The organism is Intrasporangium sp. (genome assembly GCF_030452765.1).
Taxonomy (GTDB): domain Bacteria; phylum Actinomycetota; class Actinomycetes; order Actinomycetales; family Dermatophilaceae; genus Intrasporangium_A.
In genome coordinates, this window is the sequence record NZ_JAKDLO010000038.1 from 1 (window position 1) to 15,038 (window position 15,038).

15 protein-coding genes are annotated in these 15,038 nt (G+C 65.8%); 4 read left to right on the top strand and 11 right to left on the bottom strand.

Features of this window, described 5'->3' with window-relative positions; all coding sequences use genetic code 11:
• A partial coding sequence (locus tag L0H79_RS06870) for a hypothetical protein (RefSeq protein WP_301483842.1) occupies window positions 1-378 on the top strand: 378 nt, incomplete at its 5' end.
• Between the two features lie 325 nt (window positions 379-703).
• Here L0H79_RS06870 and L0H79_RS06875 read toward each other — a convergent pair.
• On the bottom strand, window positions 704-1,753 hold the full coding sequence (locus tag L0H79_RS06875) for a YaaC family protein (RefSeq protein WP_301483843.1): 1,050 nt from the start codon (window positions 1,751-1,753) through the stop codon (window positions 704-706).
• Between the two features lie 331 nt (window positions 1,754-2,084).
• On the opposite strand from L0H79_RS06875, the gene L0H79_RS06880 reads away from it, so the two are divergent.
• A complete protein-coding gene (locus tag L0H79_RS06880; RefSeq protein WP_301483844.1) occupies window positions 2,085-2,837 on the top strand; it encodes a hypothetical protein in 753 nt (250 codons plus the stop codon).
• Between the two features lie 179 nt (window positions 2,838-3,016).
• Here the strand turns inward: L0H79_RS06880 and L0H79_RS06885 are convergent, their stop codons facing one another.
• Window positions 3,017-3,871: a hypothetical protein gene (locus L0H79_RS06885; protein WP_301483845.1), complete on the bottom strand. Its 855-nt coding sequence runs from the start codon at window positions 3,869-3,871 to the stop codon at window positions 3,017-3,019.
• A gap of 253 nt (window positions 3,872-4,124) precedes the next feature.
• Here L0H79_RS06885 and L0H79_RS06890 point away from each other — a divergent pair, with 253 nt between their 5' ends.
• Both L0H79_RS06890 and L0H79_RS06895 read left to right on the top strand, forming a co-directional pair.
• Window positions 4,125-4,745, top strand: coding sequence for a recombinase family protein (locus L0H79_RS06890; protein WP_301483873.1), 621 nt, complete (start codon window positions 4,125-4,127; stop codon window positions 4,743-4,745).
• Between the two features lie 245 nt (window positions 4,746-4,990).
• Window positions 4,991-5,578 (top strand): hypothetical protein, encoded by a 588-nt coding sequence (locus L0H79_RS06895; RefSeq protein ID WP_301483846.1) that lies wholly within the window; start codon window positions 4,991-4,993, stop codon window positions 5,576-5,578.
• Between the two features lie 373 nt (window positions 5,579-5,951).
• Here L0H79_RS06895 and L0H79_RS06900 read toward each other — a convergent pair whose 3' ends face one another.
• The 9 genes from L0H79_RS06900 to L0H79_RS06940 all read right to left on the bottom strand — a co-directional run bounded on the left by L0H79_RS06900 (window position 5,952) and on the right by L0H79_RS06940 (window position 15,019).
• Entirely contained in the window at window positions 5,952-7,256 is a 1,305-nt protein-coding gene (locus L0H79_RS06900; RefSeq protein ID WP_301483847.1) for a hypothetical protein, read from the bottom strand.
• A complete protein-coding gene (locus L0H79_RS06905; RefSeq protein WP_301483848.1) occupies window positions 7,241-8,320 on the bottom strand; it encodes an AAA family ATPase in 1,080 nt (359 codons plus the stop codon). The genes L0H79_RS06900 and L0H79_RS06905 overlap by 16 nt, the downstream gene beginning before the upstream one ends.
• Before the next feature lie 110 nt (window positions 8,321-8,430).
• Window positions 8,431-8,988: a hypothetical protein gene (locus L0H79_RS06910; RefSeq protein ID WP_301483849.1), complete on the bottom strand. Its 558-nt coding sequence runs from the start codon at window positions 8,986-8,988 to the stop codon at window positions 8,431-8,433.
• 2 nt (window positions 8,989-8,990) lie between these two features.
• Window positions 8,991-10,013 (bottom strand): DNA adenine methylase, encoded by a 1,023-nt coding sequence (locus L0H79_RS06915; RefSeq protein ID WP_301483850.1) that lies wholly within the window; start codon window positions 10,011-10,013, stop codon window positions 8,991-8,993.
• Between the two features lie 28 nt (window positions 10,014-10,041).
• Window positions 10,042-11,079 (bottom strand): adenine-specific methyltransferase EcoRI family protein, encoded by a 1,038-nt coding sequence (locus tag L0H79_RS06920; protein ID WP_301483851.1) that lies wholly within the window; start codon window positions 11,077-11,079, stop codon window positions 10,042-10,044.
• Window positions 11,080-11,373: 294 nt separating this feature from the next.
• The gene (locus L0H79_RS06925; protein ID WP_301483852.1) at window positions 11,374-11,529 is read right to left on the bottom strand and encodes a hypothetical protein; all 156 of its coding nucleotides are present in this window, start codon (window positions 11,527-11,529) and stop codon (window positions 11,374-11,376) included.
• A 252-nt stretch (window positions 11,530-11,781) separates the two neighbouring features.
• Window positions 11,782-12,351 (bottom strand): DNA-binding protein, encoded by a 570-nt coding sequence (locus L0H79_RS06930; protein ID WP_301483853.1) that lies wholly within the window; start codon window positions 12,349-12,351, stop codon window positions 11,782-11,784.
• Window positions 12,352-13,294: 943 nt separating this feature from the next.
• Window positions 13,295-14,689, bottom strand: a complete 1,395-nt coding sequence (locus tag L0H79_RS06935; protein WP_301483854.1) for a hypothetical protein — start codon at window positions 14,687-14,689, stop codon at window positions 13,295-13,297.
• On the bottom strand, window positions 14,690-15,019 hold the full coding sequence (locus L0H79_RS06940; RefSeq protein ID WP_301483855.1) for a hypothetical protein: 330 nt from the start codon (window positions 15,017-15,019) through the stop codon (window positions 14,690-14,692).
• Between the last annotated feature and the right edge of the window lie 19 nt (window positions 15,020-15,038).

Genomic DNA, 15,038 nt, shown 5'->3' on the forward strand with positions numbered 1-15,038 from the left:
GCGACAGCGGACGGCGCGGCAAGCCCACAGGGTGTCGAATCGCGACATACCCTCGGTGCCATGGCAACCACCCCCAGCCCAGACACCATCGAGACTCGCGCCCGCGAGCTACTCAACAGCCGAATCGCCTCGGTTCGGCTGCTAGTCAAAACCCGCCAGACCCTTGACGAGCAGCGAGCCAATGTCGCGGCCGCCGAGGTCGAAGACGTCAAGGCCTATCGGGCAGCCTTGAGCGACGGCTGGTCCGCCGACGAACTGCGCAAACTCGGCCTCGACGAACCGGCCAAGCAGCAACGCGTCCGGCAGCGCGGGACAGCGGCCAGAAAGCCAGCGAAGGAGCCGGCTACGCCGGCCCCGGGTGAGTCTGTATCTCCCTGACCCTGGCCCTCATCATGGCGACCGACGAGGCCCCGTCAAGCCCGCTCCGCGGGCCTCTCCCCCACAAACTCTTGGCACGCGCTCAGTCGTACCTCCCTCGCTTAACCCGCACCAAGACTTTGCTCCCCCGATCCCTCCGGGTTGACAGAACCTCGCGGGTCGCTGTTTGGCCTAGAACGGGTCAGGGGGAGGTGTGGCCTTGACGCGCTAAGTCGCGGGTAGGTGGCGTTCACGTACGAGAGGCACCGGGCGCCGAGGCTACGGGATGACGCCCGACGCGGGGGTGGCTGATTCCGGATGACACCGCGACTCGGAGGCTCGCCGTCTATCGCACCAAGACGTGGAAGAGCAGCTCCGGCACCGCTGACATCGCCGTCCCGAGCAGATGCTCGATAGGCACAGCGTCCGTGCTGATGTTGACGTTGGTCATGGTCGCCCAATCCTCCGGCTCGTACCGGGCCAGCATCGAAAGCCGGAACAGTATCGCCCACCACACCATCAGCGGATGAACCGGCTTGTTGCCGCCGTCGAGCGCTGGATAGACCCGCCAGCTCGCTCGACTCCGAACTCCGATTGACCCCAGGAATGCATCGGGGGACGAATAACGAGTCAGCGTCTCGTCCGGCCATCGGAAGATGACCGAGCAGGTCCCCTCGTCGTGAGGTTGCAACCCGATCGGTTGGCCGGAAGAAGTGAAAGACGTGCGGTCCGAAAGAGTCGGGTATCGCGACAAGTAGTGGTCGAGAGCGTCGGCCTGAGCGGCATAGTCCCGGCCCAGGCCGCTGGCGTACGAAAGCTCAGGTTCCACCCCCTCGGCAAACCTCGCCGGTATCTCTAGGACCCTCACCGCAGGGATACCTGTCGCCCACCCGGTGCGCTCGGTGCTCACGCTCAGTGACCGGTCATCTCCGCTCCCGGGGAGGGGGTGCCGCGCAGTCTCGTTCAGCAGTGGCCACAGATCACCCAATTGCGTTTGAATCGGCACGGTCGAAGACTCCAGCACACTGACCAAGCGGCCGAACGACCCGCGCGGCCCAGGGTCTACCGTCATTTCGGCCAACGACTTACCCCTGTCACCCTTTCCTGCCGTGATGCCGTGCCCCCGTAATCGCCACTCATCGGCCGCGTGAACGGCTGCGACTGCTCGACCCGCCTGCGAGAGACCGTAGAACGCGAGGAGTGGCTTGGTTGCTACCCCGACCGAGGCTGCTGCCCCGAAAAGTTGCTCGGCCTGCTCCAACGCTGAAGAGAACACCTGGCGCCGGTCCTCGCTGCCGGCGAGACCCGGCGGACCGGACCGGAGTGCCCGCAGAGCGCTCCACGACCTCTCCGGCGGCACCTCGCCAGCGTCTGCGTAAGTCGTGTAAATACTCACGAACCTCAACGTAACGATTGTTGGCTGGTTCTCAATTGAACTACTCACCAGGAACCGGTCCGGCTTAGCGCACGATCCTGCGCCGTTGGTACTCGCGCCCCTCATGCCGCCCGTGCCATCGTGCCGAGGCGGACGCCTTCCCTCTTGCCCGGCGGACGGGCCTCCTGCTGGAGCTCCCCGACGCTATCCGAGGGCAGCCCCGCCGAACCGACAAAGGCCGCCAGTCCGTCGCCCTGGCGGCGCTCTACAACGTCCACCCCCCTACTGCCGTTTAGTGATGAGCGACTAGCCCGACCGGTCTGCATCGCGACGAGGCCGCCCGCTCCGACGGATGAGCCCAGCTATCGTCTTCACGGTGCAGATCAAGCCGTTGCGCCAGAGCCAGAGCCCGGACTTGCCGGACGTCCTGCTCCACATGACGGGACGCAACGGGAGGAGGGCACCGGGGGCGCTTCCCTTCGTGCAGGAGTACGACAGCGTTACGCGCCTCGCCAACATCCTGTGGTGGCGACAGGTCTTCGCGGCGCCTGCCTTCGGCTCTGACTGGCCGGTCATCTGCTTCACGCAGACCACACGACGGGCGCTGGCTCACCTGACAACTCAAGCGCACCCTCGCTATGACGGCATCGGCCTGGCCTTCCGCGTCCAGGCGGTGTTCGATGCTGGCGGGGGTCCGGCGTTGTACGTGAGGGGTAACGAGTTCGACCACTGGCAGGGCAGCTCCCTGCCAGAACCGATGAAGGCCCGCGCGGTCAGGTACTGGCCGGGATCGACTCAGGAGTCAACCGACGACTTCTTCTCCCTCGCCAACCCCGTTCAGAGTCAATGGCTTCACGAGCGGGAGTGGCGTATCCCGCGGCCGACCGCGGATCCTCCCACCTGGAGGTGGGACTTCGTCCCCAACGACGTTGCCTTCCTGCTCCTTCGGGACTCCGGACAGCATGCGCAGCTCTTCACAACCCTCGGACGCTGGGCAAGTCAGGGTCCAGTGCCCACGGACCTCTCCTGGGCCGGGGGCCTGCCAGTCGCGTATCTAGGTGGCGATGCCTGGACAGTGGCTCCCGAGGTCGCTGGATGGCCGTAGCCCCCAGGGGCGCCGCCTGCTAAAGAGGATCAACGCCCGTTCACGGGCCAACGTCGCGGCGGTCATCGCGACGATGGATGAATTCGACTGACAACAAGCTCAATGTAGCCACGTCACCTCCCGAAGGAGGGGGGCTTCGTCATGGGGCCGCGGAGGAGCTAAACCATGACGGTTCCGGCTCACTCCTCGGCAAAACGCCTCAGCATGTTCGCGAGAAGGATGACGGCATCCGCGACGATGCCCGCCTCGGTCCGCGTCGGCGCACCGCCATGTTTCACCGCCTGCGACAGGTTGATGACGGAACGAGCGAAGGCCCGCATCTCAGCGTTGTCCTTCCCTGGTAGACGTGCCTCCACGTATCGCTCAAGCCTCAGCTTCGTCTTGGCTACCGGGGGCTCCGCCTCGCCATCCGGAGTGTGCGACGCGTGGTCGTAGACCTTGCGGCTCAGAGCCTCCGTGAGGTGCACGCAGTCGTTGCCGATCCCGCGGTAGTCCTGCGGAGTCACGGCTGTTCGGAAGTGCCGTCGAAGCTCTCCGATCTCCGTGTCTACCTCGGGCCAGCCGAGGCGTTCGTGCGGTGACACGGAGAGTGCCAGTGTGGAGTCGAGAGCGCCGTCCTGCGCCTCCGTCAGTTTCGCGTAGGTGTCGTCGAACAGCGTTCCCAGCAAGTCTCGTCGCGCCTGCCAGGAGCCGTGGGCGCCATTCCGGTTCCACCATGACCGCCATCCGGTGTGGTCGCGGAAAGGCACCTTGAATTCGAATCCGGCCCGAGCGGAGACGCGCTCAAGAGCTCGGATGGCGAGGCATAGCTCTTGGTCGGCGAGCAGCTCGCCGCCGCCAGTCCCGGATTTCTCCAGGTCATCGCGAATTAGGTCCATGAGCGCGAGTGAGACATCAATGTCATTGTGCGCAGGATCTCGCCGGTCGACTAGCGCGCGCACGCGCTCCTCATCCAGCGACTCACCGCGCACGGGCGTACCCCAGCCTCCGCTGGAGGTCTCTTCGAGGATGAAGTCGGATGCGGTTATGGCCACGGGACGACGATAGGTGCTGTTCGCAGCCGGGGCGCCGGAACTAGCCCGGCCGTGCCTGCGAACGAGAAGGGACTAACTGAGGTCAGAGGTTCAGACGTGCCCGCAAGGGGAACCTCCTGCGGGACACCCACACTCGGTGCAGCCGGCTCCGAAAACGGACACCCGCACGCTCAGGAACTCGGCCTGCAGAATCCCACAAGCCCCGCCCGCAAAAATGCCCGGTGACGGTAGCCTAAACGGTTACAGTCTGCTGGTGGCCAGGATGCTCGTCGGGTACGCCCGCTGCTCAACCGATCAGCAGGACCTCACCGTCCAACGCGGCGCGCTTACCGCGCTCGGGGTGACACCGAACCGGATCTATGTCGACCACGGCCTGACCGGCACCAACCGGGCCCGGCCCGGGCTGCGCGAGGCGCTGGCTGCCTGCCGATCCGGCGACACGCTCGTCGTCACCAAGCTCGACCGGCTGGCCCGGTCGCTGACCGATGCCCGTAACATCGTCGAGGAACTCACCGAAGCCGGCGTGAAGCTCAACATCGGCGGGTCGGTGCACGACCCGACCGACCCAGTTGGGCGTCTGTTGTTCAACGTCCTCGGGATGATCGCTGAGTTTGAGTCGGACCTGATCAGGATGCGGACCCGGGAAGGCATGAAGGTCGCCAAGGCCAAAGGCCGGCTGCGTGGCAAGCAGCCCAAGCTCAAGCCCGCCCAAGAGGCCCATCTGGTTGAGCTATGGCGCGCAGGAAGGCACACCAGCGCCGACCTGGCCGAGCTGTTCTCCGTGGCCCGCTCCACCGTCTACCGGGCCGTGCAACGAGCCGGCGGGCCGCAGCTATCAGATGCGCCCGCGGTGGTTGGTGAACACGACTCCTGACCAGAACCACGCACCGTGCACACCACTTCGGACACCATTCGTGTCAACAGTGCTGTGCACAGGCCCCCCAGCCACGCCCGACCCGGTGCGGCCGACTTCGGAAAACGACAGGCTGCCTCCTTCAACATCCGGTGGCTGTGGTCGGCGCGCAGAGTTTTGAAAAGTTGAGTTGTACTTCACGAAACAAGTCCCTACTATATAAAACAGTGCGGGAGAAGCTCGCACCTCGTGGTGAGGGATAGGACATGGAAATCGAGTTTGTGTCGATCAAGGCGACGCCGGCTGAGTTGGAGACGCCCGAGGGGCGAAAGCTCATGGAGATCATCGAGTCGCGAGCCCGGGGGTTATACGTGCGGGCTGACGCTGCTAGTAGCGTCGTGGTGACGAGGCCAGCTGACGGCGACACCATGAACACATGGGTGCCTGGCGTTGATGAGGAGGGGCAGGCGACTGTCCGTAACCTGATCAAGGGCAACCCGGAGGGAGATCTGTTCCGCGAGTTCCTCGAGGTCGTGGCGTCGTGGCCTGACGTCCACGCTCACGGGATCAAGCGCCACGGGGCTGCAGACGGCGCGCCGCTGGATTTCGGTCGCTACCTTCGCCTGCGTCGGCAGGGCAGCAGGCTTGGGGGCTTCGCGTACGTGTATGCCAGCGACGGTATCTGCAACTTCAGGCTGAGCTACGCCACGGATGAAGAACTGGCGGCGATCGCGCAGGACGCTTGGCGCCGGCACAGCGGGCATCGGCAGTACCGGGTGAATGTTCAGATCGTCGATCGAGGCACGCTCGACCAGGCCATCAAGCTGGCCAGGCTTGCCTACGACGCCACCTGAACACAGAGGGGGCCCCGCGCGCTCTAGCGGGGCCCCTCTACCTGCGTCTGTTGAATGCAGGCAACGATTCGCATCGTCTCCGTGCCGTTCTCAGGGTTGGTGATGTGAGGGGTGCCTCCGTTCTCATGGTCTTCGATCAGTAAGGCGGTACACCTGAAATGCTCGGTTGGCGACGGTCGCCTTATTGCTCCCGCAACGAGCTCAGTTGGCCGCGTCGACGTTCCGCTAACCCCAGTCGCGCGGCAGCGTGCTCCCGGGTGGTGCATAAGCGGGCCAGGAGTCCGGGCGGGTTGCGTACGGAAGCAAAGGTCGCCCGCAAAGCTGTCGGGTCGCGCCTCGATGATCCGGGGCAGGCACGCGCAGCGCGCGGGCGTTACTGAGCTGCGGTGTCGGAGAATAAATCGCCGGCGAGCCAGTCGCTGATCCTGTTGATCAGTAACCCCGGTCCGTCTTGGTACGCCAGCGACATTAAGTTCAGTGGGAGAGCGGTCAGCTCGATGTCACTGCCTCCCAGCGCAGAGGAAACCCGCCACACGGTCGGTGCACGGTCCGCAGCCACCGGATAGGTCAGCGAGACCCGTTGGCAGCCGAGAACGTGGCCCGCGGTCAGCACCTGATACGTGTCCGGGGCCTTCGGTCGCGTGCCGAGGCGCTTGTACTTGGAGTCGGTGACCGCAACCGGTGTTCCTTGGACATCGCGGAAGACCACGTCGGGAGTCGTTTCCAGTTGGGATCCTTCGCCCGCGATGACCTCGCTGAACCTGATCGCGCCCTTGTTGACTCTTTCGCCGCGGCGGCTGGCCGCCCTTTGGCACAGCCAGTAGATGTAGTTCTCATAGATCACGTCGGAGTTCCAGAGAAATCCGGACAGGGCGTGGTCACCGCGGGCGTGATGAACTCCCGCACCTTCAAGAAGCAGCAGCCCGACTACCTTTGCAGCCTCGAGGCTCTGGTGCTGGATGCCCAGGGAGATCCGCTGAGCGTCGAGAAGATGGGGAGGTTGCCTCCCGACATGTGCGAGAGCAGCCGCAACCTCACGCATCGCTCGAGCACGTCCGGGCGCTTTTACAGTCGCGGCCAGACACTCGGCAGCCCAGTGGAGCAGTCGCGCCAGCGGAGTGTCGTCGGTCAGGAGGTCGGCGACGTAGGGAAGCTCCCACGGACGCGCCACCCATTCCCCGAGCCGCGAGATGTCCAGGCTGCCGCGGAGCATAGTGCCCGTCGCCTGCTCGGTCACGTAGCCGCGAGGCAGACCGCGGGCAGCGCCCTTGCCGTAGGACGCGAGGAACATCTCGGCGAGCAGGTCCGGCATGGACAGCGAAGCGAGCTGATGAGCGGTCGTGAGGTTGTCGTCGACGTAACCGCCCTCGACGACCGTGAGGATCCGCCACAGCACCGTCTGCCAGCTGCCGTCGGCGGCACTCAGGAACTTCGGGGCGATTTCGATGTTAGTGTCGCCGACTCGAACGACGCCGGTTACAGCTTCGGCCCGCAGCTTCACGAGACCGTCGCCGATGTCCTCGACCCGGATAGGGTCGCCGCCGAGCCCCAGCGCCCTACTCCAACGCTTGTTCGCCTCGGCGAGTGCATGGAGATCAAGATCCGCGGCTTCGCAGACCACCGGGGCGCCGTACTCCTGGAGCTCGATGCGCGGCGGCGCGACTACCGCGTCAGCCACCTGATAGACCTCTTTATGACGTCGATCTCGAGCTCGCTCACTCGGACGGGTGCGAGGGTGCGGGCCTCGACGGTGCCGCCCTTCGCGGTTCGCAAGGTCCAGGCGTAGCCGCCAGGCGCCGGTGGGGTGTCGACATGCAGAAGATCCATCAGCTGCTCGGGCCGACCGGAGTAACGGTCCTCTAGCTGCGGGAAGATGACGTCGTCCCAGGTCTTGGCGAGGCTACGCCAGGCGTCCTTCTCTTCAGTCGGTTGCGTGGTCCCGTCGGCGGCCGTCTTGTTGGCCAGCACCGGGGTCAGGAGCCCGTGGCCCAACTCAAACTCGGGCCCCAGGCCGGAGGCGATTGCCACGTTCAGGCGGTCGAGGAGGAGGTAGCCGGTCTCAAAGGGGCTGAGCGTCTCCCAGTTGTGCTCGGTCGGCGTGGGAATCGCCGTCTCGTCCAGACTCCAGTGTTCGGCGAGGACGTCCAGGTCGGGGCGCATCTCGATCCTGTCGAACCGACGCGCGAGCGCGCTATCGATCGGGACGGCCGCCCGGTCGACGCTGTTCATCGTCGAGACGATGTAGACATGCCTAGGAAACGTGAAGCCCTCAGGGATCGTGGTCGTCTTGCCTCCGGGCCGGCGTATCTCTTCGCTCTTGCCGTCCTCGTAGGTCAGCTGTCGAAGTGGCAGCGGAAGGGGGACGCTTCCGCCGTCGCGGTAGTCGAAGTCCAGGAAGGTCATGAACTCGCCGAAGATGCGGGCGGCGTTCCCGCGGTTGATCTCGTCGATGAAGATCACGACCGACTCGTACTCGGACTCGGGGTCTGCGAGTTCGAGCGCAGCGTCGAGGAAGATCCCGGCCCACGGCTGCAGGCGCGTGCCCGCGGCTGTGATCTCAGGCCGCAGCCCGAGCACGAGGTCCTCGTAGCCGTAGGACTGGTGGAAGGTGGTCCAAACCACCTTGACGGGCTGGGGAATGGTAATCACCTGATCAGGCCGGCTGAACGGAGCCTCGGCGTCAGCTATGTCGAGAAGGATGCCGCGCTGCGCCTCCGGCGGGTTGTTCAGAGCATCGAACAACTTGCTGATGAGCCTGGTCTTGCCGGTGGCCGGGGGTCCGTAGAGCAGCGCGTTCCGGCCTGCGGTCCAGGACGACAGGATGTCGTCGATCTTGTCAGCCATTTCGCACCTCAGTCCGCATCGATCACGCCGCCCACCACCTTGCCTCGTGGGTAGAGATCCCACATTGGGTGGTTGCGCCTCATGTCGGCTGGACGATGCCCCTTAGTGAATCCGGCGTAGTAGTCGCCTTCCAGGGTCTTGGCGATGTAGACGCGGAGCCCGCCGTCGGGGAAGTGCGGCAGTGCTTCCCCTTTGTTGCGGACATCGTCGGGCGCGGTCGGAAAACCAAAGGCCGCTGTCCACGCCGGGTGCCGCTGGGAGTTCGGCTGCTGGCGGTTCTGACGCGCAATGCGCATCCGACTGCCCTTCTTCCGCTGGAACTCGATAGGACCGGATAGGCCCGGCTGGCCGACGACCCCGACTTGGATCGTGACGACCGGAAGCTCATCCACGTCGGCCCCTGTCGCGTCGAGGAAGTCGAGGGTGACAGGCACCATCGAACTCGGGATCTCGATGTACAGAGATCCGCCGCCTCCCTGAATCTGATGGTGGCGCTCGATGTTGTAGAACTCGCCCGGCTGGACGTTTCGCCACCATATGCGGTCGATGTTCAGCTTCTGCGCCATGGTCAGAAGGCCTCAACGTGGTACAGCCGCTCCAGCACTGATCCATCCTTCACACGGTCGTTGCTTCGGTATCGGGCGTGGGGTTGTTCATGAAGTGTGACCTTGCCGAAGTCGCTCAGGATGGAGAGCAACTCATCTTCCTCGACCTGGCCGTCCTCGCTGTAGGAGATAAACACGTGGGGGACCTCGAGCCGCTTGAGCGTCTCGCGGAAGGCCTGCCCGGCGCTGCGCCGGTAGCAGAAGTCGGATGCCTGGTCCGTCCACGGCCGGAGCCCGCCGTCTCCAGCGGCGACCGGTTCATCCTCGCGGGCTAGTGTTTCCAGTACGTGGTAGTTCCCGGCGTACTGCCGCTTGGTGTACGGCGGATCTAGATAGACCGCGTCCGTTGTGAAGGTCGAGGCGAGTTGCTCAACGCGGCCTTGGATCACCGCGTGGTCGCCCGTTGTGCGTTCGAACTCGATCGGCTCGAACGTGAGGGTCTGGAGCGCCGGGCGAGAGAGGGTGCGCAGGAAGTACCCGTAGGTGCCGCTGATGTTGGCGACCCTGTTGGTGCTCAATATCAGATGATGCAGCAGCACGCTGTGCTCGACCTCAGTGAGCACACCGGCTGCTGCTAGTTTCCGGATCCCGTCACGGACGCCGTCGATGTGCGCGGCGTTCTTCGCCGAGAAATAGAGCCTTGGCGCGCGCCCGTTCGCAGGCTTGCCCGCTTCGCCGAACTCCTGGAAGAAGTAGCCCTCCACGGGCACGGGCGAGCGCATCCAGTCCAGGGCCTTGTCGTAACCACCAAGCGCCTTGAAGGCCGGCGCTTGCTTAGCCAGCAGACGAGTGCGCGCATGCACGACGGGGAAGGTCAGCTCGTCGGCCGCTGTGACGGAGTAACCGGCGCGGGCCAGGGCGATGGAGACAGCTGCGGTCCCGCACATCGGGTCCGCGATGGTCGAGCCCGCCGGGAGAACTCGGACGATCTCGCCGACGATCCAGTCGGTCAGCCGGGTCTTGTTACCGAGGTAGCGGTACGACATGGCTACCTTACTTTTTTCGTGGAACGAGTCATGCCGGCTGCTTGTTCTTGATGACGATGCGGTCGTACATCCGGCGGTAGGTGCCGTCGCCGTTCGGAAGATAGAAGCGAGGCCCGCCCTGCTGATAGGTGCCCTTCTTCGCGATCTTCGACATCGGACGGCCGAGCGTCTTGCTGGAGCCGAGGATGTCGAACTGCCTCGGACTGTACTTGTCCAGGAAGGTGATCGGCACGCCCATGGGACCGTCGTAGTCGACGGGGATGTCCATGGTCTTGCTGACGTCGATCGCGTCGAAGTTGGCGTACGTCGGGTAGGCATGCGGGGTGTAGGTCCTGTGGAGTGCCAGCTCGTCGTGCCGCCCTGGGTAGTCGAGGTTGGTGAACCAGCGGACGCCCTTCACCCGAACGTACTTGTTGCCGTCGTTGTCGACCCGTGTACCGGCCGCGGTTAAGGGGTAGTCATCCGGCACGCGGAACTCGCGGTCGCCGCTGCGGATGCTGGGGCCGTACCACATCTGGTCGTTCTGGAAGTGCGGGAAGATTTCCTTGTAGGTCAAGGCGTTCATGTTCCCAAGGATCAGAAACTGCTTCTGGTGCTCCATCAGCTGCGCGACGTACTCGCGGAACAGCGAGAACGGCGGGTTGGTCACCACGATGTCGGCCTGGTGAAGCAGCTGGGCGCTCTCGGCGCTGCGGAAGTCGCCGTCGCCGGAGAGTGGCTCGATGCCGATCACCTCGCCGTCCGACAGGCTGGTGCCGTTCCTGTCGCCGGTGTACTCCAGATACACAGCGTGGTCGGAGTCGGCGCGGCCGAACTGGTTGGGGTACTGGCTGCGGTAGCAGGTGGTGATGAGCTTTTTCAGGCCGAGCTGCTCGAAGTTTCTGGCGAAGAAACGGAAGAAGTTGCTGGCCCGAGGGTCGTCGCAGTTGCAGTACACGACCTTGCCCTCGAAGTGGGGCGTGTAGTGCTTCAGCTCGCGCTCGATGTCTTGAAGCGACGTGTAGAACTCATCGGCCTTGGCTCTCCGTGCTTCCTGGAAGTCTCGGTTCCGGGTGGTGATCGTCATCTCTCCTCGTTCAGCTCCCGGGTACCTCTTCGTTGCCCAGCGGTAGAACGCAGACTAACGAGGAGCAGCGACGGTTGCGCTGAGACCCGCGGTGGACCGAGCAGATTGAAGCCTGCGAACGACGTTGCCGCCGCCGACGAGACATTTGGGAACCGCTGGCAGCCCAACTGCCGAGTTCTACCGGGTGCCGGCCGTTGTGACGGTTCGAGAATGAACCACGCGAACGCGATCAGGAAAGCGAGGGCCACCGCGAGGGCGGCGGCCACTCCGTTCACGGTTCCCACGTCGGGGTGGTCACGCCAGCCACCACAGCAGTCCGATCACTACGACGACGACAGCACCGCCCAAGACGATCGCGGCGGGGATGCCGCTGCCGTCGCGGTGTGCCCGGTTGTTCCGCTGGATTTGCTCTGGGGTGCGCGGCGTGCGCTGCCCCTGCTCCTCGCTCATACCTGAAACTCTCCCCTGACCTGGGTTTGACACCTCAACGTCAACATTGCTGGGTTGGGTGGTGCGGGGACCCGGGCTGAGTAAACCTGGTCCCCTGCACCTGGCACTGAGAACGGTTTGAGCCTAGAGAGGAAAACGGGCTCGTGCGCGTCTCGGTGCCGCAAGCGCCCCTCGACGCTCGGTTCTTAGGGTGCCACCCATCGCCCGTCGAAGCTTCGCCGGCGCCACGCCCTGGCCTGACGGGAAGGGACGTTACTTCGAGTCAGGGATCTCGTTGCGCAGGCGGGTGACTTCCTCGCGCAGGACGGTGGCTTCTCCGCGCGCTCCGGCGGCGTCCTCGCGGGCTTGCGCGCGTTCGGTGTGGGCCGTCTCGAGGTCGTGGCGCAGCGTCTCGACGGCCGCCTGCTGCTGGGTCAGCTGTTCCTGAATCGCAGCGAGCTGGGTAGCGGCCTGGGCGGCGTCGCGTTGGCCGGCGGCGGCCAGCTCGTCCGCGGCGCTGATGGCCTCGTCGCGTTCGATCTCGACCTGCTCGACTTGGGCGCGCCAGCCTTCGACGGCGTGCTCGTGCTCGACGCGGGCGGCCTGCACGGCCTCGGCCCAGACCCCAGCGAGCCGGGCCGCTACCACTTCGGGCACCGGCGGGACGGCGACCGTGGCTGCCGTGCGGGCCTTCCACTCGCGGGCGACTTCGGCCGCGACGGCCATCTGCACCCCGGCCGCTTCCCGCACCGAGCGGGCCGTGACGGGCTCCCCCTTCGCGGCCAAGGCCTCGGCTGCTGCCACAGCAGCGACCCGTGGGTCTTTCTGCGTCTGATCAGCCATTAATCTGCTCCCTCACATCGGGTAATCTTGGTAACGAATAACGTTGTTACTCGTTACCCTATCGCGACTGGTTGAGCTGGTCCACCCCGGGCGGCCGTCCGATACCGCGCCTCAGCGGTCAGCTGCCATCTTCGCTGCCCTTCCCCCCTCGCGGCGTTCGTGCTTCCTTGGTGTGCGGGGACGTCCGCCGAGCGTGAGCGTCCCTGGATGGGATCGCGGGGTCCGCTCCCGCCGGCCCCCAAGCTCGTTACGGCATACCTTCACCTTTGACGGTGGCCCTTGCTCGATCTAACGGGCGAGGCCGCCCAGCTTCGGTAGCCACTGCTGGCATAAGCTTTTCCGGCGGGTGTCATATCCCCGACATTGGGCATGTTTCATCCACAGGTTCGTCCAGTCTCTGTGGACAACCCTGACGGAGCCGCCTGTTCTTCGTATAAAGCACTTTGCTCACAAACGCTGGCGATGCCGCAGAACTGGGCAGCACGGTGAGGGTGGGCCGGCTGGTAGAGACCATTGCCCGTCCCGCGGTAACACTCGGGTGCGGGTCAAGGGCCGGGCCGGCACGGTCTGGGTGATTTCCGCCGCGGCGCCGGCGGCGTTTCAGACGGGCTGGTGAAGGAGGGGGTGGACGCGCTTGGCAGGGGGCTCCCCCGCCGGGGCGGCGGCTGCCGGGCTCGTTTACGTGCCCGTGTGGTGCCAGGGTGTGCGGCCCTCGCCGCGGCACCAACGCTGGCTCCCGCGCTTCGAGGTCACTGCGCAGACCCGCGCAGCTTGGCTCAGGGGTTGATGTGACGAACCCGCGGCCGTCAGGGGAGGCGGCCGCGGGATCGAGCTGGTCAGTCGGGTCGTCGGCTTGACCAAGCAGAACGATAATACGCACGAGCAGGCAAGCGTTCAGCCCACCAGCCTTGTCCTGGTGGTCACAGCAAACCGCCTTTCCCGTTTAGCGTTCTAGGCCGGTCCCGGGTGTGGGCGTGCCTGGTGCACGGCGGTGGTGGCGGGTTGGGCCGGGGGTCGCGGTTTGCGGAATGGATGTTCCGAAGGGGTGTTGTGCTGCGCGGCTGCCTGGTCGGGCTGCGGTCGCCGCAGTTTGGGATGCGGTGTGGGCGGTGGTAGCGGCCTCGACCAGGGCCGTGGCGTGTCTCGTGTCCGGGCCGAGGGTGACCCATCGGCCGGCGGTTTGGGCTTGGGCGAGTTCGGGTCGTTCTTGTAGTTCGCGGCGGTCGAGTCGTCGCGCGGGGGTTGCGAGCCGGTTTCCGGTCGTCCATTGGACGGTCGTGGTCAGGTACTGCCGGCCCACCTGTTCGACAGTGTCGAGGGCTCGTCTCATCACCGGGGCGAGGGTGGGCAGGGACTCGACACCGTTCGGGAGGCGCCACTGGCCCTCGGGGCGGAGTTCTTCGTGGATCTGGCGGCCGAGCTCGTGGGAGGCGTGTAGGAAGTCCCAGTCGGTTGCGCCGGGCACGCCCAGGTGCGGTGGCCAGCTGCGTGCGGCTTCACTCCACGCGCGCTGCGCGGTCTGGGTGGTGGTGGCTGAGCCGGCTGGTAGTCGGCTGGCCAGGGCGTACAAGTCGGCGGCCGCGAGGACGGTGCGGGCCCCGCCGAGCAAGAGCGCGGCATCGGCCGCGACGCGTTGGGCGCCGCTCGACCCTGTTCGGGGGTCGGCGAGCGTGCGCCGCGCCTCCGCGCCCCACTGGGTGATGGTGGCCCCGAGGCTGGTCTCCCCCGTCTGGTAGACGGCCAGGTCGTCGTAGCTGCCGTTGCGTTGGCCGGGTGGTCGGAGGAGTTCCTCGTGCGCGTGGTTCACCAGCTGGTGCAGGAGCTGCCGATCGACTCGTGTGCCGGTGTAGTCGCTTAGTCCTGTCTGGTCCAGGTGGGTCAGGGTGACGCGTGCAGTGGTTTCGAGCACGGCGAGGATCTTCGACTCGACCCGGGTCAGGTCTTCCTCGTCACGCGTCGGGCGGGCGTCGGTGAGGAGGTCCCCGACAGTTCGGACCAGGTGCGTGATCCGGTCGACACCGGGGTCGGGCTCTTGTCCGAGGTCGGGTCGGGCGTAGCGGCGAAGGTTGTGGGATGGGGTTTGGTCTGACAGGCGTTCGAGGGTGCGTTGCAGCGGCGTACGCCTCCAGCTGGTGGTGGGCCACACGGCGATCACTCCGAGCGTGGACTGTCCTGCTCGGGCCAGCGCCGGCCAGGCGGCCAGGTGCGCCCGGAGGGTCGGCCACGTCTGCCGAGCCCGCACCATCGGGCTTCCCGGCTGGAGGTCTGCCCGGGCGCGCGCCAGGTCCCATGCGGCGCGCTGCGCCTGTTCGAGCAGATCTCCGACGGTGGCAGCCACCTAGCGGCTCGTCTGGGTCAGCGTGGCCTGCAGCTGGGCCCAGGCCGGGCCGAGCAGGTCGGGCCGGTCGGCCGGGTTGATCGCGTCGAGCGCCACTGCAGCCTTGGTCAGCTGCTCGGTGCCGTCTGTGGTTCCCTCGATGTTGTCGGCGGCGGGCCACCTCGCGCCGGCGTCCTCGAGCAGGGTCTCGACATCCATGCAGGCTCGCGCAGCGATCAGCCCGGGCTCGTCGGCGTGGGCCAGGAACGCGGCGGTGGCGTACTTGACGTGCGCGTATGCCTCGTCGAGGCGGGTCTGTGCGTCCATGCGCACGCACGTTACCTCGGTCATCCTCATCACCTCCTCCCCT

Coding starts and splice junctions, on each gene's coding strand:
- L0H79_RS06920 (WP_301483851.1), bottom strand. CDS start 11,079: ATGACGATCACCACCCGGAACCGAGACTTCCAGGAAGCACGGAGAGCC.
- L0H79_RS06915 (WP_301483850.1), bottom strand. CDS start 10,013: ATGTCGTACCGCTACCTCGGTAACAAGACCCGGCTGACCGACTGGATC.
- L0H79_RS06930 (WP_301483853.1), bottom strand. CDS start 12,351: ATGGCTGATCAGACGCAGAAAGACCCACGGGTCGCTGCTGTGGCAGCA.
- L0H79_RS06895 (WP_301483846.1), top strand. CDS start 4,991: ATGGAAATCGAGTTTGTGTCGATCAAGGCGACGCCGGCTGAGTTGGAG.
- L0H79_RS06910 (WP_301483849.1), bottom strand. CDS start 8,988: ATGGCGCAGAAGCTGAACATCGACCGCATATGGTGGCGAAACGTCCAG.
- L0H79_RS06880 (WP_301483844.1), top strand. CDS start 2,085: ATGAGCCCAGCTATCGTCTTCACGGTGCAGATCAAGCCGTTGCGCCAG.
- L0H79_RS06940 (WP_301483855.1), bottom strand. CDS start 15,019: ATGACCGAGGTAACGTGCGTGCGCATGGACGCACAGACCCGCCTCGAC.
- L0H79_RS06925 (WP_301483852.1), bottom strand. CDS start 11,529: ATGAGCGAGGAGCAGGGGCAGCGCACGCCGCGCACCCCAGAGCAAATC.